The sequence below is a fragment of the Edwardsiella hoshinae NBRC 105699 = ATCC 33379 genome (genome assembly GCF_000474215.1).
In the GTDB taxonomy this organism is placed as follows: domain Bacteria; phylum Pseudomonadota; class Gammaproteobacteria; order Enterobacterales; family Enterobacteriaceae; genus Edwardsiella; species Edwardsiella hoshinae.
Map to the genome: position 1 here is coordinate 60,416 of NZ_BAUC01000016.1, position 21,650 is coordinate 82,065.

General features: G+C 57.6%; 17 protein-coding genes and 1 pseudogene. 5 read left to right on the forward strand and 13 right to left on the reverse strand.

Going from position 1 to position 21,650, the window contains the following annotated elements:
• Window positions 1-264 precede the first annotated feature (264 nt).
• The gene (locus tag EHO01S_RS07085) at window positions 265-504 is read left to right on the forward strand and encodes a hypothetical protein (RefSeq protein ID WP_024523302.1); all 240 of its coding nucleotides are present in this window, start codon (window positions 265-267) and stop codon (window positions 502-504) included.
• Window positions 505-678: 174 nt separating this feature from the next.
• On the opposite strand, the gene EHO01S_RS07090 is transcribed toward EHO01S_RS07085, so the two are convergent.
• From EHO01S_RS07090 to EHO01S_RS07105, 4 genes are all read right to left on the reverse strand, one after another.
• Entirely contained in the window at window positions 679-1,722 is a 1,044-nt protein-coding gene (locus tag EHO01S_RS07090; protein ID WP_024523303.1) for a CobW family GTP-binding protein, read from the reverse strand.
• Window positions 1,723-1,810: 88 nt separating this feature from the next.
• Entirely contained in the window at window positions 1,811-2,008 is a 198-nt protein-coding gene (locus EHO01S_RS07095; RefSeq protein ID WP_024523304.1) for a YbdD/YjiX family protein, read from the reverse strand.
• A gap of 46 nt (window positions 2,009-2,054) precedes the next feature.
• Window positions 2,055-4,163 (reverse strand): pyruvate/proton symporter CstA, encoded by a 2,109-nt coding sequence (gene cstA, locus EHO01S_RS07100; protein ID WP_024523305.1) that lies wholly within the window; start codon window positions 4,161-4,163, stop codon window positions 2,055-2,057.
• A 358-nt stretch (window positions 4,164-4,521) separates the two neighbouring features.
• Window positions 4,522-4,713, reverse strand: coding sequence for a hypothetical protein (locus EHO01S_RS07105; RefSeq protein ID WP_024523306.1), 192 nt, complete (start codon window positions 4,711-4,713; stop codon window positions 4,522-4,524).
• Window positions 4,714-5,194: 481 nt separating this feature from the next.
• On the opposite strand from EHO01S_RS07105, the gene mltB reads away from it, so the two are divergent.
• The 3 genes from mltB (at window position 5,195) to EHO01S_RS07120 (ending at window position 7,295) form a co-directional block, all read left to right on the forward strand.
• Window positions 5,195-6,283: a lytic murein transglycosylase B gene (gene mltB, locus EHO01S_RS07110; protein ID WP_024523307.1), complete on the forward strand. Its 1,089-nt coding sequence runs from the start codon at window positions 5,195-5,197 to the stop codon at window positions 6,281-6,283.
• Between the two features lie 157 nt (window positions 6,284-6,440).
• A complete protein-coding gene (locus EHO01S_RS07115; RefSeq protein WP_024523308.1) occupies window positions 6,441-6,749 on the forward strand; it encodes an ArsR/SmtB family transcription factor in 309 nt (102 codons plus the stop codon).
• A gap of 12 nt (window positions 6,750-6,761) precedes the next feature.
• Window positions 6,762-7,295, forward strand: a complete 534-nt coding sequence (locus tag EHO01S_RS07120) for a rhodanese family protein (RefSeq protein ID WP_024523309.1) — start codon at window positions 6,762-6,764, stop codon at window positions 7,293-7,295.
• A 56-nt stretch (window positions 7,296-7,351) separates the two neighbouring features.
• On the opposite strand, the gene nifJ is transcribed toward EHO01S_RS07120, so the two are convergent.
• The 7 genes from nifJ to EHO01S_RS07155 all read right to left on the reverse strand — a co-directional run bounded on the left by nifJ (window position 7,352) and on the right by EHO01S_RS07155 (window position 19,016).
• Window positions 7,352-10,933 carry a pyruvate:ferredoxin (flavodoxin) oxidoreductase gene (nifJ, locus tag EHO01S_RS07125; RefSeq protein ID WP_024523310.1) on the reverse strand — a complete coding sequence of 1,194 codons (3,582 nt, stop codon included), beginning with the start codon at window positions 10,931-10,933 and terminating at the stop codon, window positions 7,352-7,354.
• A complete protein-coding gene (locus EHO01S_RS07130) occupies window positions 10,930-12,567 on the reverse strand; it encodes an NAD(P)-binding protein (RefSeq protein ID WP_081702241.1) in 1,638 nt (545 codons plus the stop codon). The genes nifJ and EHO01S_RS07130 overlap by 4 nt, the downstream gene beginning before the upstream one ends.
• A gap of 561 nt (window positions 12,568-13,128) precedes the next feature.
• Entirely contained in the window at window positions 13,129-14,262 is a 1,134-nt protein-coding gene (locus tag EHO01S_RS07135) for a hypothetical protein (RefSeq protein WP_035370317.1), read from the reverse strand.
• 81 nt (window positions 14,263-14,343) lie between these two features.
• Complete coding sequence (locus EHO01S_RS07140; RefSeq protein WP_024523313.1) at window positions 14,344-14,976, reverse strand: hypothetical protein; 633 nt, start codon at window positions 14,974-14,976, stop codon at window positions 14,344-14,346.
• A complete protein-coding gene (locus tag EHO01S_RS07145) occupies window positions 14,963-17,512 on the reverse strand; it encodes a TcfC E-set like domain-containing protein (protein WP_081702242.1) in 2,550 nt (849 codons plus the stop codon). Before EHO01S_RS07145 ends, EHO01S_RS07140 begins: the two co-directional genes overlap by 14 nt.
• A 43-nt stretch (window positions 17,513-17,555) precedes the next feature.
• On the reverse strand, window positions 17,556-18,236 hold the full coding sequence (locus EHO01S_RS07150) for a hypothetical protein (protein ID WP_232238235.1): 681 nt from the start codon (window positions 18,234-18,236) through the stop codon (window positions 17,556-17,558).
• Window positions 18,237-18,434: 198 nt separating this feature from the next.
• Window positions 18,435-19,016 carry a hypothetical protein gene (locus EHO01S_RS07155; protein ID WP_024523316.1) on the reverse strand — a complete coding sequence of 194 codons (582 nt, stop codon included), beginning with the start codon at window positions 19,014-19,016 and terminating at the stop codon, window positions 18,435-18,437.
• A 567-nt stretch (window positions 19,017-19,583) separates the two neighbouring features.
• Here EHO01S_RS07155 and EHO01S_RS19460 point away from each other — a divergent pair.
• A pseudogene (locus EHO01S_RS19460) lies at window positions 19,584-19,673 on the forward strand (DUF3313 domain-containing protein); the annotation flags it as partial.
• Window positions 19,674-19,766: 93 nt separating this feature from the next.
• Here EHO01S_RS19460 and EHO01S_RS07165 read toward each other — a convergent pair.
• Together EHO01S_RS07165 and EHO01S_RS07170 are read right to left on the reverse strand one after the other, a co-directional pair.
• Entirely contained in the window at window positions 19,767-20,474 is a 708-nt protein-coding gene (locus tag EHO01S_RS07165; protein ID WP_024523317.1) for a GntR family transcriptional regulator, read from the reverse strand.
• 115 nt (window positions 20,475-20,589) lie between these two features.
• Window positions 20,590-21,186, reverse strand: a complete 597-nt coding sequence (locus EHO01S_RS07170; protein WP_115314627.1) for a DUF1345 domain-containing protein — start codon at window positions 21,184-21,186, stop codon at window positions 20,590-20,592.
• Window positions 21,187-21,650: the final 464 nt, after the last annotated feature.

Consider the following 21,650-nt stretch of genomic DNA (forward strand, 5'->3'; position numbering starts at 1 on the left):
TATTTACGCAACTTTCGGCATTGGGTATGCGCTGCCTGACGCTCTTCTGTCCCATCGGTGGCCTGTTGGCGCGGTTATGGCCTATTGTACGACTGCATAACCGCGCTTGATTAGTAAAACTTATAACTGAGCGACGATTACGAGAAATTCTATTTTCAGGGTTAATTTCCGTATTTTGACTTGAACGCAGCATTTCATCATGAGATTAATGAGGCCTCTTAGAACCAAAAGGTATAGGTTCTGTTTAATCCAAGGAGAAATATTATGTTGACTGCTATTTATTCTGGTTTTCGTGGTTCGTTGCGTTGGGTCTTCATGCCGGCTTATCGTGGACATGGCGATTATACGCTGTTGTTAACCGTTGTGTTTTTCTTTGGGATGAGTCTGGTGCGCTCCCTGGCTTGGGGAGAGATGAGCAGTTGGTATCATGTATTTATTAATATTCCATTTCTGATGATTGCCTATGCACTGGCTTGGATGGTGGAGCGCGCGATTAAGGAGTAATAGATTATTAAACAGGTAAAGGTTGTTTTAACCTCAAATAAAGTCTTCGGATGTTTCCATTGCCGCCTAGTGAGCGTGCCTTATTAGCTAGGCGGCATTCTCTCTCCACGCTGGGTTAATCTGTCTGTTCCCCGTTTTGATCGTCTCGCTTTCCCCGAGGTGTGTCACTGGCCCTCAATGGCATGCGACGCGCGGCGCTTGGGCGGCGTCAAAGTCGGCACGGAGCTGGACGATGGGTAACTGACGTCCGATGATCACCAGGCGCGAGCCGGGCGTCTCTGTAGCGCGCCAGGGCGAGCCATAGTCGAACCCCACCACGCGATGAATGCCTTGTACCACCAAGCGCTTGGGCTGCGCATTGATGGCCAGAATGCCCTTATAACGCAGCATATCGTTACCGTATTGCTCCACCCAGCGCTCCATCGTCTGGCCGATACGTTGTAGATCCATGTATCCCCCCTCGAGGAGATGGGCCTGAATGGCGTCATCGACGGCGCTGGCGCTATTGGGGCGCGGACGAAATGGACGTAAGCGTGGCTGGGCATCGCCTTGCGGGGTGATGATATGTATCCCCTGGGACAGCGTCAGCTCATCGCTGAGGGTGAAGGCGTGTAGATCCAGCCACAATGCCGCCGGACAGGCCCCGTGTTCAACCTGATAAATATCGGCGCGGGAATTGATACGGCGGATACGCGCCAAGAGCGCCTCGCGATGCGCCGTGCTTACGGCATCGCACTTGGTCAGCAGAATACGATCGGCAAAGCCCAACTGCGCCGCGGCGACCGGGTGCTGGTCTAACTGTATGGCGAGATGCTGGGCGTCGGCCAGCGCGATCACCGCATCTAAGCGCAGCGCGTCGCGTAGCGCTGGCTCGACGAAGAAGGTTTGTACGATCGGCGCCGGATCGGCCAGCCCGGTGCATTCGATGATGAGATGGTCGAAGCGGAGGGCCCCCTGTTGCCGTCGTTGGAGCAGATCTTGCAATGCCGCGCTGAACTCGCCGCGTACGCTACAGCAGACACAACCGTTGCTTAATTCGGTGACGCAGACACTATCATCGACCTCGAGCAGCGCCCCATCGAGATTGATGGCACCAAACTCATTTTCGACGATAGCCAGACGACGATCCGCGCCGTGGCGCAGATAGTAATTAAGTAGGGTGGTTTTCCCGGCACCGAGGAAGCCGGTCAAAAGGGTGACGGAAACGGGGTCCAGCATGGTGCTCTCCTGTGCGGCTCGCCCGGACTCGCCGGGCGTGCTGATCATGGCTTTGCTTCGCCGCGGAGGCGGCGGTTCGTGGCGGCGCTCAACAGCAGCGAGTGTTGCCCTTCGCGCCATAGCGCGCATCCTGGCGCTCACGGAAAAACGCTTCATAACTCATCGGCGTCTGTTCGGGATGCGTCAGGCGCATATGTTGCACATAGTTGTCGTAATCGGGGACGCCGACCATCAGTTTCGCGGCCTGTCCCAGATATTTTCCTGCCTTGGCAAGTGTATCGAACATGGTTCCTCCATGATCCCCCGACGGGCCTATCGCCGGGGGAAAAGGGTTAAGCTTGGCTGCGCTGACCCTGTGGTACGGGCGGCACCGCCTCTAGCGGTAGCGCTTGATAGGGCACCTCATGGGCGCTGGGATGCGGGTTGCGTAGCGCCGCCAGGGCACACTTCAGAGAGAAGAGGCCTAATACCACTACCACCAGCATAAAGAACAGGGTCAGTCCGGCATCCAAACGGTTGTTGAACACCAACTGCGCCAGTTGCGTCTGGGTGTACTGCGCCGGAATATTGCCGCTGTCGATCATCGCTTGAAACTTGTTGGCCACGGCCAGGAAGCCAACGCGTGCATCGCTGCTGAAGGTTTTCTCCCAGCCGGCGCTCATGGTGCAGACCAATAGCCAGGCGGTAGGCAACAGCGCGACCCAGGCATAGGCTTGGCGTTTCATGCGGAACAACACCACGGCACACAACATCAGCGCCATCGCGGCCAGCATTTGGTTAGCGATGCCGAACAGGGGCCATAGGGTATTGATGCCGCCAAGGGGATCGACCACCCCTTGATGCAGGAAGTAGCCCCAGGCCAATACACACAGCGCCGTAGCCAATAGGTTGGCCGGCAATGAGTCGGTCTTCTTCAGCGACGGGGAGATCACCCCCAGCAGATCTTGCAGCATGAAACGTGCCGCCCGAGTCCCGGCATCGACCGCCGTCAGAATAAACAACGCCTCGAACAGGATGGCGAAGTGATACCAGAATGACACATTCATCAGCCCGCCCAGGGCGCCGTGCAGGATATAGGCCATGCCGACCGCTAAGGTCGGTGCTCCGCCGGCGCGGGAAATGATACTCTGCTCGCCCACCTCTTCGGCGATGGCATGCAGGGCCTCTGGGGTGATGGTAAAGCCCCAGCCACTGACGACCTGTGCCGCGGAGGCCACCACATCGGCGCTACCTGCTGGCGCCAGCAGTGCCAGCGGGCTGTTCATGGCGAAGTAGACCCCCGGGTCGATGACGCAGGCGGCGACCAGCGCCATGATGGCGACGAACGATTCCATCAACATGCCGCCATAGCCGATGAAGCAAGCCTGATCCTCGTTAGCCAGCATCTTCGGGGTGGTCCCCGAGGCGATGAGGGCGTGGAAACCGGAAACCGCACCACAGGCGATGGTGATAAACAGGAAGGGGAACAGATCGCCTGCCCAGACCGGCCCGCTGCCGTCGATGAAGCGGGTCAGTGCCGGCATTTGTAGCGTCGGACGCATGATGAGGATGCCGATGGCTAGGCCGACGATGGTGCCGATCTTGAGGAAGGTGGAGAGGTAGTCGCGTGGCGCCAGCAAGAGCCACACCGGTAACACTGAGGCGATAAAGCCGTAGCCGACCAGCAGCCAGGTGAGCTGGACGCCGGTAAAGTCAAAGTAGGCCGCCCACGTCGGACTTTCTGCCACCCAACCGCCGGAGACGATGGCGAAGATCAGACACAGCAGGCCGATGATCGACACCTCGCCGATGCGTCCCGGACGCAGATAGCGCGTATATATTCCCATGAATAACGCCAGCGGGATGGTAAAGGCGACGGTATAGGTACCCCAGGGGCTGTGTGTCAGTGCTTTGACCACGATCATCGCCAGTACCGCCAGGATGATCACCATGATCATGAAGGTGGCTACCAGGGCGATCACCCCGGCGGTGTTGCCCATCTCCGCTTTGACCAGTTCACCCAATGAGCGACCGTCGCGCCGTGTCGAGACAAACAGCACCATAAAATCCTGTACCGCCCCGGCTAACACCACACCGGCCAGCAGCCACAACATGCCCGGGAGATAGCCCATTTGTGCCGCGAGCACGGGGCCGACCAGCGGTCCAGCGCCAGCGATGGCGGCGAAGTGGTGGCCGAAGAGTACCTTCTTATCCGTCGGTACGTAGTCCAAACCGTCATTATGACGCACCGCCGGAGTCATGCGGGTGGCGTCGACGCCTAACACACGCTTCGCGATATACAGCCCATAGTAGCGGTAGGCGATCAGGTAGACGCAGACGGCGGCGATCACGATCCACAGCGCGTTGATCTGCTCGCCACGATGAAGGGCGATATAGGCGAGAGAGAAGGCGCCAAGCAGCGCCAGTACGATCCAGATGAGGTATTTGCCGATCTTATCCATAACATTCCTTTAGCCTTTATTTTTTATGCATAGATCAATGAAGTTGCAAATAGTTAACGTCGCATAGTGGAGCATAGTGGAGTGCGTCGACGTCATGGTTATCTATTTGCAATATTGCGGTGGGATTGCAGGAGTGATCACTGATCATGTCTGCATATGATGTAACGCGAGGGCTGGTTACGTGATAAAGCTGGGGAGAAGGCGTGAGCGGAGTAGGGAGATCATGTCACGGCTGAGCAGTACAGCCAGTCAGCGTGGGAGGTGATACGGTAAAGCGAGGGCGTGGACCAGGGAGAACGAGGAGAATGGGGAAGACACCAAGCGAAGGCCGAGCATCATCGGCCTCCGAAACGGGTGATCAGGCGTGAGTTATTTCCTGAGGGCTTTCGTAGCCATGCGTTTGGGCATCATGGATACAATCGGCGCGTTGACGGAAGGTCTTGTCTGAGCAGCGGATGATATAGCCGGTGTTTTCGACTTTACACCAGCGCCATTGACCATTTGTGGTGTTATAGAATTTCCAATAGGTTTCGTCTTGAGATTGATTCATTTTTTATAACCTGAAAGTCGCTATGCGCATGCCGTGGCAGGCCAGGCGCGAGGGTTAACGGCGTTGAGATAATCGTGGGCGGCGTGCAGCGGTTTCACCTGCCGGCAAGAAACCCTCCCGTACGGGGAGGCGGATAGAGCGTTTGCGCAACGCGCAATGGCCGGCAATCATGTAACAATCTTCACAGCCGAATAACGGCAGAGACCGCCCGACGGTACATGCCGCGCGTGATGGCGCGTCAGCGTTAGCTATTTTACTCTGCCATGTGGGGTTGAACAATGTGGCATTGTTAACAGTTTATAAAAAATAACCCTTTTTATTGTAGATAATAATACCCAGTACCGGCAGCGGGCAGGCATGGACGTGTCTGTTGCGCAACAAGATGTGGCGGCTCGCTGGCGAGGGAGGGATGTTTTCGCTATCGGCAATGTTCTACCATAGGATTACCCTAGTATATTTGACCTGATCCACTGGAATTATCATGCGTCAATTAATCGTACTTATCCCCTTGCTCACGCTGCTGAGCGCTTGTAGTAGCCACCCGCCGAAGCGTACCGCCCCAGAGACGGCGGCGGAAGTCTTGAGCCGTAGTCATCATGGCGGTTTCGTATTGCAGGCGGAGCATAGCCAGTATCAGCCTAACGGTGACTTTACCCAGGATCCCGCCGCCGCCCAGTTTATCGATGAGATGGTGCAGCATGATGGTTTCGATCGTCAGCAATTGGCGACGGTGCTATCGCAGACTCAACGCCTAGACTATGTGTTGCGTCTGATGGATCGTCAGGCGCCGACCGGCCAGCCCCCTGCCGGCCCGAACGGCGCCTGGCTACGGTATCGCGCCAAGTTCATCACCCCAGACAACATTCAGAACGGGGTGCAGTTCTATAACCAGTATTATGCGGATCTGCTGCGTGCGCAGCAGATCTATGGCGTGCCGCCGGCGATCATCGTCGGCATCATCGGGGTGGAGACGCGTTGGGGACGAGTGATGGGCAAGACGCGCACCATCGACGCGTTGGCGACCTTGGCCTTCGCCTATCCGCGGCGTGCCGACTATTTTCGTGGCGAGTTAAAAACCTATCTGCTGATGGCGCGAGAAGAGGGCAAAGATCCGCTGACGCTACGTGGTTCGTTCGCCGGCGCCATGGGCTATGGTCAGTTTATGCCATCGGCCTTCCAAGCGTATGCCGTCGATTTCAACGGCGACGGGCATGTCGACCTGTGGAACCCGGTGGACGCCATCGGTAGCGTAGCCAATTACTTTAAGGGGCATGGCTGGACACCGAATGGCATTGTGGCCGTACCGGCACAGGGGCAAGCGCCGGGGCTGGCGCATGGTTTCAAGACGCGCTATACGCTGAGCGATCTGGCGCAGGCTGGGTTGGTCGCTCAGGGATCGCTGGGTGATTACCGCCAAGCGAGTCTGTTGCGGCTCGATGTCGGCGATGGCTATCAATACTGGTATGGTCTGCCCAACTTCTACACCATCACCCGCTATAACCACAGTACCCACTATGCCATGGCCGTATGGCAACTGGGTGAAGCGGTCGTCCGTTCGGCAGGACGTTAACCGCACGGCTCCGTGTCCGCCTCCGTCGCCGCGTGTTCGATGCGGCGGCGCTATTTCCTGCGATCTAGGCTGGCTTTGGCGGCTTGCCGCTTGCCAACGTGAATTTTATATTTTAGTATTTTCTTAATTAAGGTTTTTCTAAAATACGGAGGCGACGATGAGCGAGGCCGGCGAATTGCAACAGCTACAGGCCAGCGCCAGTCAGGCGGCGGCGTTGTTGAAGGCGATGGGCCATCCGCAGCGCCTGCTGATCTTGTGCATCCTGCTGGGGCAGCCACGCACCGATGCCGGCGCGCTAGCGCGTGCCATCGGTCTGACCCCCTCGGCGACGTCGCAGCACCTGGCGCGTATGCGTGCCGAGGGGCTGATCGACAGTGTCCGTGAGGGCACCCATGTGCGTTACATGATCCAGAACCCAGCCGTTGCGCACTTGATCGCTACGCTGAAAACACTGTATTGCCCATAACGGGAGGTTGTCATGCAAGTCAAGGTGCTTAACGCGCGTCAGGCCAGCGAAATGGTGGCTCAAGGCGCGCAATTGATCGATATTCGTGACGCACAGGAGTATGCGCGTGAGCATGTCGCCGCCGCGACGCTGGTGCCGTTGACCCAGTGGCAACAGGGCAGCGCATTGCCCGCGTTGCAGCCGGACTCGGCGGTGATCTTCATGTGCCAATCCGGGATGCGTTCGGATAGCCATGCGGCGCTGCTGGCATCACGCGTCGCGCCAGCCTCGGTCTATGTGTTACAAGACGGACTGAATGGCTGGAAACAGGCCGGTCTGCCGACGATCGAGGATCGGCGTCAGCCGTTGCCGTTGATGCGTCAGGTGCAGATTGCCGCCGGCTCGTTGGTGCTGTTGGGGGTGATACTGGGTTATAGCGTATCGACCGGCTTTTTCCTGCTCTCCGGCTTGGTTGGCGCCGGGCTGCTGTTTGCCGGGGTGAGCGGTTTTTGCGGTATGGCGCGTCTGCTGTTGAAGATGCCGTGGAACCGAGGCATGAGCCGCTAAGCGTGTTTCATCGAATCGCCGCCCGGCGTATGCGCGGGCGGCGGTAGTTGCGTGGCTTAGTGGGTGTCAGGGAAGGCGCTCTCGTCGCGTTGCGCTAGCGCCTCATATTCTGCCCAGCGCAGCTCAAGCACCCGTTGGGCGCTTTCCATCATGCGTTGTGCCTCTTGCGGGTGCGCGCGCATCAATGCCTGGTAGCGAGTCTCATGTTGCCGGTATTCCAGCAACGGCAAGGATGGCCGCAGGCTATCGAGAATGAACGGATTGACGTGCCGTTCGCGCAATACCGGGTTGTAACGCATCAACGGCCAATGGCCGGCGTAGACCGCCCGTTTCTGCTGCAACAGCCCCTGACGCATGTCGATGCCATGAGCGATGCAGTGGCTGTAGGCGATGATCAGCGAGGGGCCAGGGTAGGCCTCTGCTTCGCGTAACACCTCCAGCGTTTGCTGCGGGTTGGCACCGAAGGCGATGCGTGCGACATACACGTCGCCGTAGGCGATGGCTTGCATAGCAATATCTTTCTTCGCCATGGTCTTACCGCCGGCGGCAAATTTTGCCACCGCCCCCAATGGGGTGGATTTGGACATCTGCCCGCCGGTGTTGGAGTAGACTTCGGTATCCATCACCAACACATTCACGTCGCGTCCAGAGGCCAACACGTGATCCAGACCAGACGATCCGATGTCATAGGCCCAGCCATCACCGCCGACGATCCATACCGAGCGGCGCACCAGATGATCCAACAGGCTAAGCAGGTTGTCGACCTGCGCACCGCGCAGCGCGCTCAGCCGCTCCCGGACCTGTTGCAGACGGGCGCGCTGGGCGCGAATCTGGCTCTCGCGTTGTTGCGGGGCCTGTAGGATCTCGGCGACCAGTGTCTCGCCGATCTGCGGAGCCAGCGCCTGAAGTTGCGCCTGCGCCATCGCGTGGTGCTGGTCGGCGGCGAGACGGAAGCCGAGGCCGAATTCGGCGTTATCCTCGAACAGGGAGTTGGACCAGGCTGGCCCGCGCCCCTCTTGGTTGTGGCTCCAGGGGGTGGTCGGCAGATTACCGCCATAGATGGAGGAGCAGCCGGTGGCGTTGGCGACCATCATGCGATCACCGAACAGTTGGGTGAGGGTCTTCAAGTACGGCGTCTCGCCGCAACCACTACAGGCACCGGAAAACTCGAACAGCGGCTCGAGGAACTGCACCCCGCGCACATTCGAGAAGTCTACCCGCGCCCGATCGGGCCAAGGCAGCTGTTCGAACCAGTCGAGCGCACGTTTTTCCGCCGCGAGGCGGGGCAATTTCTCCTGCATGCTGATGGCGCGTTGTGGCTCCGCCTGGCCCGGTTCGCTGTGGCGTACCGGACAGGCCTCAACACACAGGCCGCAACCGGTGCAATCCTCCGGATAGACTTGGAGGGTGTAGCGAGTCTCGGGGAAGCCGCGCGCACTGATCGGCGCGGAACGGAAGTCATCTGGCGCGCCGTCGAGCCGCTCTTGGTGGTAAAACTTGGCGCGAATGGCAGCATGCGGGCAGACGAAGGCGCAGTTGCCGCATTGGATACACAATTCGGGGCGCCAGATGGGGATTTCCAGCGCGATGTTACGTTTTTCGAAGCGGGTAGTGCCGGTGGGATAGGTACCATCGGCGGGGAGCAGCGAGACCGGGATGCGTTCGCCACGATCGAGCAGCATCGGGGTCGTCACCTCACGCACGAAGCGGGGAGCATTCGCCGGCAACTGCCAGCCTTGCTCCTCGGCTTGGGTGTCGCAAGGCGGCGGGGTGACGACGTGTAAGTGTTCCAGGGTCTTATCCACCGCCAGGAAGTTTTTGCGCACCACCTCCTCACCTTTCTTACTGTAGGTTTTGCGAATACTACTCTTGATCAATTCAATGGCCTGCTCTTTCGCCATCACGCCGGAGAGCGCGAAGAAACAGGTCTGCATAATGGTGTTGATGCGGCTGCCCATGCCGACGGCCTGAGCCACCGCCGCCGCATCGATGACGTAGAACGCCAGGGACTTGGCGCGGATCTGGCGCTGTAGCGCGGCGGGCAGATGTCCCCATACCTTCTCGGCCGGATAGGGACTGTTGAGCAGGAAGGTGGCGCCGGGCAGCGCATGCTCCAGCATCTCCACGGTGTGGACAAAGTTAAACTGATGGCAGCCGATAAAGTTGGCGCTGCCGATCAGATAGGGTGAGTCGATGGGACGCGGGCCGAAACGGAGATGCGAAGTGGTACGCGAGCCGGACTTGCGCGAGTCATAGACGAAGTAGCCCTGGGCATAGTAGTCGGGTTGGCCGCCGATGATCTTGATGCTGTTCTTGTTGGCGCCCACGGTGCCGTCGGCACCAAGGCCGAAGAACAGCGCACGGATCTGATCGTCCGGCTCTGGTTTCCAGTCGGCATCCCAGGGAAGGCTCAATCCGGCGACATCGTCGTGGATACCGATGGTGAAGAACGGACGGGCCGTGGCGGCTTGCTGTTGTTCGAACACCGCGCGCGCCATCGCCGGCGTGAACTCCTTGCTGGACAGGCCATAACGCCCGCCACTGAGGCGCGGCAAGGCGTTACGCAAACCATGCTGCACCCCATAGACCAAGGTGGCCAATACATCCTGATACAGTGGCTCGCCCTGGGCGCCCGGCTCCTTGGTGCGGTCGAGCACCGTCAACACGTCACAGCTGGCGGGCAACGCTTGCAGGAACGCTTCACAGGGGAAGGGACGATAGAGATGCACCGTCAACACCCCGTAGCGTTCAGCGTCGCGGTTGAGCAGGGCGGCCGTCTGGCGCAGGGTGGCGGAGGCTGAGCCCATCACCACCACCACGTGGCGGGCATCGGCGGGGCCGTCATAGTCTACCAAGTGATAATGACGGCCAGTCAGTGCGCCGAAGCGCGCCATCTGGCGTTCGACGATGCCGGGGACGCGCTGATAGTAGAGGTTGACGCTTTCGCGTCCCTGAAAGTAGGTGTCTGGATTTTGCGCGGTGCCGCGCATCACCGGTTGATCGGGATTCAATGCCCGGGCGCGATGGGCGAGGATCAGGTCGTCGTCGATCATCGCGCGCAGATCGTCCTCGCTCAGCTTGTGGATCTTATTGACTTCATGAGAGGTACGGAAGCCGTCGAAGAAGTGGACGAAGGGGATGCGCGACTCCAGGGTGGCCGCATGGGCAATCAGCGCCAGATCTTGCGCCTGCTGCACCGAGGCGCTACTCAGCAGGGCGAAGCCGGTGCTACGCGCCGCCATCACATCCTGATGGTCGCCAAAGATCGATAGTCCCTGGGTTGCCAGCGAACGGGAGGCGACGTGGAACACCGCACTGGTCAGCTCACCGGCGATTTTATACATGTTGGGCAACATCAACATCAGCCCTTGTGAGGCGGTGAAGGTGGTGCTTAGCGCGCCGGCTTGCAGGGCGCCGTGTACCGTACCGGCCGCGCCGCCTTCATGTTGCATCTCCATAATGGTGGGGATATCGCCCCACAGGTTGGGGATGCCTCGGCTGGCCCATTCGTCCGCGAGCTCCGCCATGGTGGAGCTCGGGGTGATCGGGTAGATGGCACAGACTTCACTCAGTTTATAAGCCACCCAGGCGGCGGCTTCGTTGCCGTCTAGCATGACTTCGTTATCCGGCTGGCTCATTCGGCTTCCTCCTCGCTAATCATCTCAATGGCATGGCAAGGGCATTGCAAGTAGCAGGCCCGGCAGCCGGTACATTTGTCGTAGTCGAAGCGGTAGCGCCGCCCTTTGCCTAATTTGATCACCGCCCCTTCCGGGCAAGCGCCGTAACAGCCGTCGCATTCGAAGCAGTTACCGCAGGAGTAGCAGCGGGCGGCCTCATAGGTCGCCTGTTCGCGACTCAGGCCGCCGATGATCTCGTCGAATCCCGTGCGTTGCTCCGGCGACACCTCCGGTTGACGGGCGGCCTCGGCATCGGTTTTGAACCACAGATGTAGCCGGGGATAATCCAACACCGCCCCACTGGGCGCCTTGTGATAGGGGTGACCACGCAGCCAACCATCGATGTGGCGGGCTGCTTTCTTACCATGCCCGGTGGCGATGGTGACGGTACGCTCGGAGGGCACCATATCGCCGCCGGCGAACAGCCCTGGCACCCGGGTCATCATGTGTTCATCCACCTCGACGATACCGTCCGGACGCAGGGTGATCCCTGGGATCCGTGTTAGCACGCGGGTATCGACATCCTGCCCCAGTGCCAAGATCAGGCTGTCGGCTTGTAGCGTTTCGAAACGGCCGGTGGGTTGTGGCCGTCCCTGGGCATCGATGGTCATCTGCTCGACGGTAAAGGTGGTGTTATCGATGTCTCGGATAGTGCGTAGCCAGTTGATCTTAACGCCTTCTTCCATCGCCTCCTCCGCCTCGAAGGCGTGGGCCGGCATGTGAGCCATGTCGCGGCGGTAGATGATCATCGCCTCGTCGGCGCCCAGGCGGCGCGCGGTACGCGCGGCATCCATGGCAGTATTACCGCCGCCGTAGATGGCGACCCGCCGTCCCAGTTGGGGCGCTTCACCCTGTTCGACGGCGGCCAGGTAGCTGACGGCGTCGAGGATCTTGCCCGCCTCGCGCGCCGGAATATCGGTCTTCTTCGCCAGATGGGCGCCGATGGCCATAAAGACGGCATCGAAACCGCCATCGCGCATCTCTTGCAGCACATCATCGACTTTATGGTTCAGGGTGAGGGTGATGCCAGTAGCGAGAATGGTGTCGATTTCACGGTCGAGGATATCGCGTGGCATGCGATAGGCGGGGATACCGAAGCGCATCATACCGCCGGGCATCGGCCCCGCCTCGCGGATCTCGACGTGGTGGCCGAGGCGGCGTAAGTGCCAGGCACAGGAGAGGCCGGAGGGGCCGGCGCCGATCACCAGAACTTTTTTTCCGCTGTCGACGGCATCAAGGCGTGGCCGCCAGTGTTGCTCCAGGGCCATGTCACCCAGAAAGCGCTCCACGGCATGGATGCTGACCGGTTGATCGGCTTGTAGTCGGTTACAGGCTTGTTCGCAGGGGTGGTAGCAGACGCGCCCATGGATCGCCGGCATCGGGTTGTTGGCGATCAGGGTTTGCCAGGCTTCCTCATAGCGCTGTTCTTGCACCAGCGCCAGCCAGGCTTGGATATTTTCGCCGGCGGGGCAGGCATGGTTACAGGGGGGCAGGGAATCCTGATAGACAGGGCGTTGGCTGCGGATGGGGCCGGTGCCGAGGGTGGCGCCCAGATCCGGTGGCAGCGTCATATCACGTTGGTTTTTGCTCATCATATTGCTTCTTTATCAGTTGTTGTACAAGGAAAGAGACAACCGTAAAACAGACCGCCAGCGTCAGCGCGCGGCAGTCAGTGTCTAGTGATAAAAAAAGGTAGCGGCCCGACGCGATTGGCGTGGCAAACGGGTATGGGGCGGCAAACAATAAAAATGAGATTGTGGTTAACGTTACGCCAAACTGGCGGGTAAAAACTGCGTCAGATCAACGATGGTGCGGTTTCTTATTTTGATGTTAGCGGGAGCAGGGAAGCTATATAGAGAATATAATGGATATCAATAAGATATTTTTACTTTTTTGCTCGGAAATAGATCGATACAGATTAGTGTTTTATTTAATAAGAATAAATCATATACAGAATTAATAATCGCGTTAAGTCTGTGTGATAGCCATTAGATATGCCAAGAGAAATGAATTAATCGTCGCATGGATAATGCCCCGTGTTAGTCCGTCGGATCATGCCGCCCCGTCGCCGCTACGGGAGGTGTGCCGTTATTATGCGCAGGCATGGCGCGTCATGAGCGGCGTTCGCCGCGTGTTTCGCCGTGGCTAGATAGTGGCTAGATAAATGGCACCTCGGCGATCAGTGTCAGGTTATCACGATAACTTCCTGCAACGTTGATCTGGCTGCGCGGTTGAGCAAAGGTTACCTCGAGCATCAAGGGAATTTGGCGTACATCATTCAGATTATCCACGATGATCGGGGCATTGGCACTGCGGTTGTTATTGAGCGGGTAACGTCGTTGATTGACCACCGTCGCGACCTGATAGGGTATCTCGCCACTGCCGCTGTCATTGACGAGCGCGAAGCGGTTGCTGGACTGTGCACTTAACCTGACCCGTCCAAACTGCGGATCGAAAGCGCCGCGGAGGGTGATAGGCATGGCGGCGTAGCCCCGGATCTGCTGATCGACATAGCTTATCTTCAACGGCAGGGTCGTTGAGGGGAGAAAAAGTCCCGTGAAGTAGGCTTGCTTACGAATGCCGATATCGAGGGGCAGCGGGAAATCGCGTGACGCTCCGACGCGGCCTTGCCAGTGCTCCAGATTCGTTATGTTGGTATTGACCCAATAGAGATCGGGTGGCAGTTGTTGATACGCTTCGCTGCGCATCATACTGGGGAGATCGAGTAGCACCTCGCGTCTGATCCCTTGTGCGGGTCGAATGTTGGTGTAACGGAACTCGACGGTGCTGCCGGTACAGTTGCGGCTGATATCGTTACCCGGATCAATATCGATGGTTTGCTCTCCGGCGTAGAGGTTGACGTTATCGGGTTGTATGCTAACGCAGCCGTTATTGACGACCGTAGTATGCTCAGCAAAAGTGGAGTAGCGCGATGATCGTGTATTGAACGTCGTCCGCCCCAGTTTAACGGGCAGCGTAATCGTTTGGCCATGCTGATACCCGGTCAGCGTGACGCTGAATAAACTGTTGTCGCGCAGGTAACGCCCGGCCGTATCGCCAACGTCATCTAGCATAAATCCGTTGATACTACTGTAGTTATCATCGCCACGAATGACTCCGTCACTCATCTGGACCAGGTTGTCCCCCGTTGCAATCTGGACGACGTCATTAAAGGTGTTGAGCCTGATCCTGACCGCAGCCAGCGGGGAGGCCTGCAAGGCGAACAGCAGCAGGCAGAGCAAACGCGCCTGCGTCGGAAGAAGAGCGGTGCTTTTTTTATGTAATAACATTTTTGTACCTAATAAGTTAATTCGGCCAACGTCCGCCAGCAACGAGGGGAGCGCACTGCGCTGGTTCATCTCGGTACCTCTTCATGGGCCTGTTGACGCGGGGCCTGCGAGCGGTGTACTCACCATCAGCACCACCTGTCCATCACAGGTGACCGCGGCCCGAGGTTCAGGTAGTTGTTGCGCGATATCGGGCAGCGTCACCTTGAGAAAGAAATCCAGTAGGTATTTGTGGCGTTCAACGCCGGAAAGCGCGCCTGAATATTGCCATTGCGCCGCCTCAAAGGTGTGCCGTGTCACGCCGCCAGAACGCAGCGTGGCGACCGAGCGCCCGGCGACTTCCACCGAGTAGCGATACCCTTCATTGATCGCGGAGAAGGCGACCTGCGCGTTGGCTTGGGGGGATACGCTGGCGCAGACATAATTATCGCTGAGGATATCCAGCAATAATGGCTGGCCGTTACTCTCACTCAACGCCCGCAGTGCGATCCCCATCTCCCGGAAGCGCCGGGTCGCGCCATCCCAGGGAATCGTCTGAAAGGACGGGGTATGGCTGATCACCGCTAACGGCATGAGCATACTCTGGCTCAGATCGATATCGGCGGTTAGCAGCAGCGTCTCGCTTATCCGTTGGCCATTATTGGTGAGCGACGCCGCCGATGATGCGCCCGCCAGCAGGAGTAATCCTAGGCTGAGGTAGGGCCTAATTCTTTTCACGTTGGCACTCCACAAGGGGTAGGCGAGCGCTGGGTAATGCCGTCGCCGAAGGCAGGGTGGCGCAACTCTCGCCGCCTGAAAGCAGATGGATCACCCCAGTAGGCTGTAGTTGCAGAATAAACAGCCCCTCCTGTACCCGGCGTACACTGATGCAGCCGGCACCTTCACAGCGCAATTGATCGAGGCCCTTGCCGTCGCGCCTGACCAGTATCGCCTGATTGCGTACCGAGAACACCGGGCGTCCGGCATCGAACATTCGTCCCGGCAGCAGATCCACCTGAAGCCGGTACTGGGACTGGTTGTTATCGAACAGCTTGTCGCTACCGATGAGTCGTCCCTCCAACTGGTAGCGGCTGTAGGCCGGTAGGGCGATGAGTCGCCCCTCTCCTTGGGCGTAATAGCGGGTATAGCCGTTGGACAGATCTTTTAACGTCAACTGCACCTCGCCGGCGGGTTGGGGCGGTAGGCGCAGGATGGCGTTTTGGTTCAGTTCGCGGGTGCTCTGGAATGAGATCCCCTGCGCGGAAACCACCTGGTTGGATTGCAGATCCAGGCTACCCGTCACGCTATGCTGATCGCTGGTCAGATAGAGCTGACTACGTGCGTCGACCGGCCCCTGATACGTGCCGCCAACCGAAAGGCTGGTCTGCGGGCCGTCATTGGCAAACTGCTGCCCCAGCTGTGCGTTGAGCGACCCGTTAGCGCCAAGGCTTTGGGTGTAGTTGAGCATGTTCTGGCTGCGCCAGCGGCCATGGCTCTGTTGTAGATAGTCGCTGCTTGCCTGTAGGTTGCCGAACGGAACAGAGAGTCCGATATTGACGCTCCAGAGATCGCGGCGCGCGTAATTTACGCCTGCGGTCAGGTTGATCCCCCACCACAGGCGGCTGAACAGGGTGAAATTGTAGGTATTGCTATGCTGTGACTGCTCATCAAACCATTGATAGCCCAGTTGTAGGGAGTGATTCGCCGTCAGGGCAAAACTGTAGTTTGCCAATAGACTGCGGCGTGTCAGGGTTTCGCCAGGATTGTCATCGCGGTAGTCTGCGAGTGGTGACGATGCCAAGACCGCCTCCGGCGTCACTGCGACATCGCTCTTGTCGACGCCGCGGCGGTTGCGTTGGCGGTAACGCTCTTGGGTGAATTGCAGCGACAGCGGGGAGAGGGTGGCGAGGGCGTCGCTTTTCAAGTAGCCGTGGTTACCCAGGGTCTGTAGCATCGACAGCGTGGCGTTGCCGCTGCGCCAGTCCGCTCCCAGGCTTCCCAGCCATTCGCGTCCTTCTCCGCTCACATAGTTCCCCAGGGTAGAGAGGCTCAGGCGCTGACCAACGGGCAAGGTGATGCCCAGTTCGCCCATCCAGTTATTGCCATAATAGTTGTGCCTGTCCAGATGGGCGGCAGTGATATGGCTGCTCACGCCTTCTAACGCGGGGCCCTCGTTGACGATCAGCAGTGACTGGCTGGAGAAGATCTCATCATTCAACCCCTTTATCTGTACCTGAACCTGATAGATCCCGGTCGGTAATGTCTGGTAGGCGAGCGTTCCCCGGCCTGCCGCCACGCTGCGGCGCAGCAACAGTTTATCGTTGCGCCATACTTCAAGAACGCCCGGTAGGGGGGCGTAATAGCCGTAGCTGCGATCGTTGCGATCTCGTACCCGTAACTCCGCGGAGTTTCCCAGCATGACGCCGCTCATTTGGCTGTTGCGAAATAGGCTGCGTTGTGTCGAAGGGTTAAAGTCGTAGCCATTACCGATGGCGCCCAGCTGCGCCTTGGCCCAACCCCGTTGGAAAATATAATTGAATTCGTTGACATCGAAGCGCCGCTCGCTGCGGGAGGCGTCATATTTCAGGTAACCGCCGGGCAGACCAAGCAGGCCATAATCGCGGGCATAGAAGCTGTTACCGCTGGTGTAGCGGTTGGCCGACAGGCTGGCGTGGTTGAGCAGCGCCATGTGGCCATGTCCCCCCTGTAGGTATTCCACCTGGCGCTCATCGCGGGCAAACCAGGCCGGCGCGAAAAACAGACGTACCCGGCGCGCATAATAGTCGATGACCACGGTCATGCTGTCACTGCTCACCACACACTGGCTACGGTTCCCCTTACAGCGCTGGTCATGGCTCACCCCCTGCGCCAGCTGTGCCGCGGCCTGACGGGCATACGCCGGTGCCACCCCGGCTTGCTGTAGGAAACGGATGAGCGCGGCCTCATCGCTGATTTGCACGCTGTCGAGGGCTAGCTCGCCCTCAAAATGCGCTTCGGCCAATTGCGGTATCACCAGCACCAGCGTCATGTGTTGAGGGGTTAATATTTTGCTGTAGCGTGAATGCGCTAGCAGTTCTCCCGATGCGAGCGTCATGCCACGCGCCAGGGCCAGCGTCGCCGTATTGTTGTTGGCGGCCATAGCCAGTTCAGCGGCGGTATTATTGGCTAGCGTCTGTGCCGGCCGAGCAGGATCAGCCCAGGTAACCAGAAACAGAAAACCGAACGATAACCATCCCGTTCTTATTTCTATCCGATAGAAACCTAGTGTGATCATGCCGATAATCCTCTCTATGTAACGTATGCCATGGCTCCGCTCATTAGCGTGCAGATTGCAGAGCAATCTCTTTCTGGTAAGCGCCACTGAGCTCAGAAAACGTTACCCGTCCTTGACGGACATTAGCTCCTGAAGGGATATCGATAATCCTTTTATTCCCGGGGAGTAATACCGACTCGCCATAGCAGCGCGCTTTGGCTTTTTCTTCGCTGACCCCCTGGCAGAGATCCATTTCAAAACGCAGAACCCGCGAGCTCTGGTTATTAAAATGGATCTTCCCGGCGCTCAGCCAGGCCGTCGGCTCCCCCTGGATCGGCAGACTGCCGGGAATGATGTACCACGATTTATAGCCTATGGAGATAGCTACATTGTTGTCATGCCGCTGTGCTTGGCGTAGCGCATCGGGAATAAACGAGACACCAATGATCCGATCGAACTTGGGTGTGCTATTGGCGCGTATTACCGAGACGCGCACCTCGCCTTGCGCATCGATCACCACATCCGGCGGATCGATATAGAGAGGCCAACTTAGGAATGCCTCGGCGTTAAAGGGGATTTCTTTATATTCTCCTCCTCTCTGGCGTTGGAGTTCACTGAGGGTGATCGAGAGATAAACGGGCTCATTCTCGGGGTTTTTTAATACAAAGAAACGGTTATTTTCCCCATCCACCTTGAAGAGTGAATCGACACTGAAGGCTAATCCCGGTGGGATAGCGCTTGCCATTAGCAATAAAAAAAGAGCGCATCTCATCATCGATAGTATACCGTGATAACTTATTTGGCTTAAATAACACCTGAGCAGCTAATAAAATACACCGTTAATATAGGGTTGAAGTGTTATATTAATAACGAAACACAGCGCTCAATGGATCATGTTTTCGGCTCGTTTGATAAAAATTACACTCCCGATCACGCCAAGTCCTTAACCGTTGCGCGCAGTAACATCCACCGAAAAAATAATCGGCGTAGAGAAACTGACGCTACTGCCTGGCGTATAACCATCTTGCGCAACTTTGGCATACAGCGCCAGGGACATGGCGGCCGCGGCATTATTAATATTATTTTGGATGGTGACAGCGTTGCTACTACCTGTTTTCAATGCATTATTGTTGAGTACCACCACGACCTCACCCGCGTTGGGGGCTGCCAGGGTTTCTTTTAGTGTTAACTGCTTAATTAACCCTGTGCTGACCGGGGGGCTTGCCAGATAGGCCGAGATGCCACTTAGGTTATTCGCGCTTGTTGCACTGCGGATCTCAAAGGTGGCCGGCGCTTGGGTCACGAGATCCAGCGTGTTATCATCAGCGATAGTCGCCTGTAGTACGATGGGGATGGGGGTATAATCATTACCCGCTGCATCGGTAAATGACCAGCTGGTGCTCACTACATCGACCGCGGGTATGGTGCCTTGCCAGGTGAATGTGAGTTGACCTTGCGTTGCGGCGGCTTGCGCAAACAAGGGCGCCATGATTAATGCTAATGCCAAGATACTTTTCTTATGCATAAATTCACCTCGATAAAATTAAAATACGATGACGCTATATCCATTGGACCACTGACGACATCGGCAGGATAAACAAAATAATTTCTTGATACTAATTTAGATTTGGTTTTTAAAAAGTTAAAATAATTCATTTTATTTATATTAAACGGTAAAGCTTGCCTTTTTTAATATTAAAATCTACGTTTTTTTATTGTATTTCTCAAGTCGATTTTGCCGTACGAAAGAAAAGCGCGAGGGCGGTGCTGATAACCGTGTACAAAAGACTCGCCCATTGTTCGTCTAGAGTAATGATGTGCGGATACTGCGAGGAAGCGGTTGATGTATCTCGCCATGATCATCACGCCACAGAGAACAAAGACCACGCGACTATGTAACCGCCCGCACTAGCGCGACAGCGTCACAGACCGCTTCGCGTGTGAGAGGGCGCATTCTCCCCGCGGCATAAACCACTCATCACTCAGGATAGCCATATGGAAGCCCCCCTGAACGCCGCCGTGTCGCTCGGCATCATGGTGTCGGCCGTGTTCGTCGGGCCACAAGCCGCTACTCGCCCGTTATTACCCTCTGGTGGATAAGCCGAGCGGTAACACGCTGATCTTCCGCGGAACGATCACCGCCATCGACACTCAGAAACAGGGGCGACAGTTTTATGAGGTATTACCGGTGACGCAGCTGCTCGCCGGGGCTCAAGCGGCGACGGGACACCGTACGCTGGACAGCGCCTCCGCCAGCCATCCGTGGGCGACGCGACTAGAGATCAAGGTGGAAATCGACGGAGTCGAAACGCCAATATTCGATATCAATCTGGAGCAGGGTACGCCACATATCGGCGCGAAACTTCTCCAGCAGGATCGCCGGCGTACTGGTATTGCCACCGATTACCCGGCTGGCGGCGGCGTTGAGGCGGGTGGGTTTGAAGGTGAGATGGCTGATGATGGTCTGACGTTGATAATGATGCGACCAGACGTCGGCCAGGCTATTCTCGCCCAGGCAGGCGAGAAAGTCCGGCGCCGTCAGCGGGTTAATATAGCTCTCATGGTACAGGATGCGGTGGTCCTCCAGCGCGCCCCAGCCGCTGATCCGGTAGAGCCCCTCGACCGGATCGGCCTGTAGCAGTGTCTGGATATGCGTCGGGGCGTCCCATACTCGAGATTGCGTTAGATAGCCCCAACTGGGGACTCGCCCTTGCTCGATGGCGGCCTGTTTATAGCTGGTGGTGGCGTTAGGGTTATAGCAAAAACGGGGCTGGGCGACGAACCAGCCGCTGCGATCCTTACGAAAGAGCCTCGCCTCGTTCTCCAGTGCCAGTAGGGCCTGGCGCAGTGTCATGCGTTTGATGTTCAGCCGTTCGCTTAACGCCCGCTCTGCCGGCAAGCGTTCACCTGCGCCGAAGTATCCCTCATCGATCCATCGGCTAATCTGTGCCTTGGCAAACCCAACGTGCGAGGTCATCTCCATGATATCATCCTTTGGTTTACACCAGATTGAGGTACGTTAACGTCGTCTCGGGCGACAGACAAGGGGAATCGAGTGAGCCCGCCGTCACGGTGGCGTGGACGGCGGCTTCGGAGGGTTAAAATAGGCTGGCGCAAACGTTGATCGACAGGCCGAGGATGGTCATGTTGAACACGAAAGAGATAACCGATTGCAGCAGCACGACTTTGCGCATCTCGCAGGAGCCGACGCAGACATCGGCAGTTTGGGACGCGACGGCGATGGTGAAGGAGAAATACATAAAGTCCCAGTAGGAGGGGGCCAGCACCTTATCGGGAAACAGCAGCCAGGGCTCCTCAGTCTGTAGGTTGGCATAGAACAGATGGGCATAGTGCATGGTAAAGCCCATCGGCAACAACAACCAGGAGGAGAGCAAGGTCGAACCGGTGATGATGAAGTGTAGGATCTTCAGGTGACCGCTGGTTTGCCCGGCAGTGGCGAGCTCCAGAAAGAGCACCAAGACGCTGACGCAGCAGCCGATGACCACAAAGAAGATCACCATCTTGGCACTCTCATCCTCCAGGCGAGTGATCTTGCGGATATCATGCGCTTTACGGTTGATGATCTTGGTCAGTAGAAAGATGATGTAGAGCCAGGCGAATACGTTCCAGGCGAACATCAGGCGAATGGCCGGAGAAAAGAAAGGCAATAGGCACAAGTAGGTGATACCGGCCATAAACAGGGAAAACAAGAAGCGTGGCCGCCCATGCAGGTAGTGTCTGATCCTTGGGCAACGGTGAAACAATGGTCTATTCATCCCTTAATTATCCTGCTGGCTGGTAAATAATAATTATTTCATTTTCACTCGGTGAATCGTTTCATTTTAGCAATCTTGCTGCATGGGCGAAACGTAACGGGATAAATTCCATGGCCTCGGCCAGTAAGACCGCCACCGGCCTCGGCGGTGCGGGCGTCAGTCCCGCGATCGCCGTCGGCAAGACAACGCTCGCTCACGGGGGCGCAAGCATCTCTGCGCACGGTCATGGTGTCTCATTCGGCATGGCTTCGGCGCGTCGCGAAGCGTACGTGATAAACCATTGGCCCTTAGCCCGCGCACGATTGACAGCCTGGATCAACGGTCACGCACTGTGCGCCCAAGTTGGCTGACGGCAAGGTGGCGGGGTGGCGACAGCTTCATTA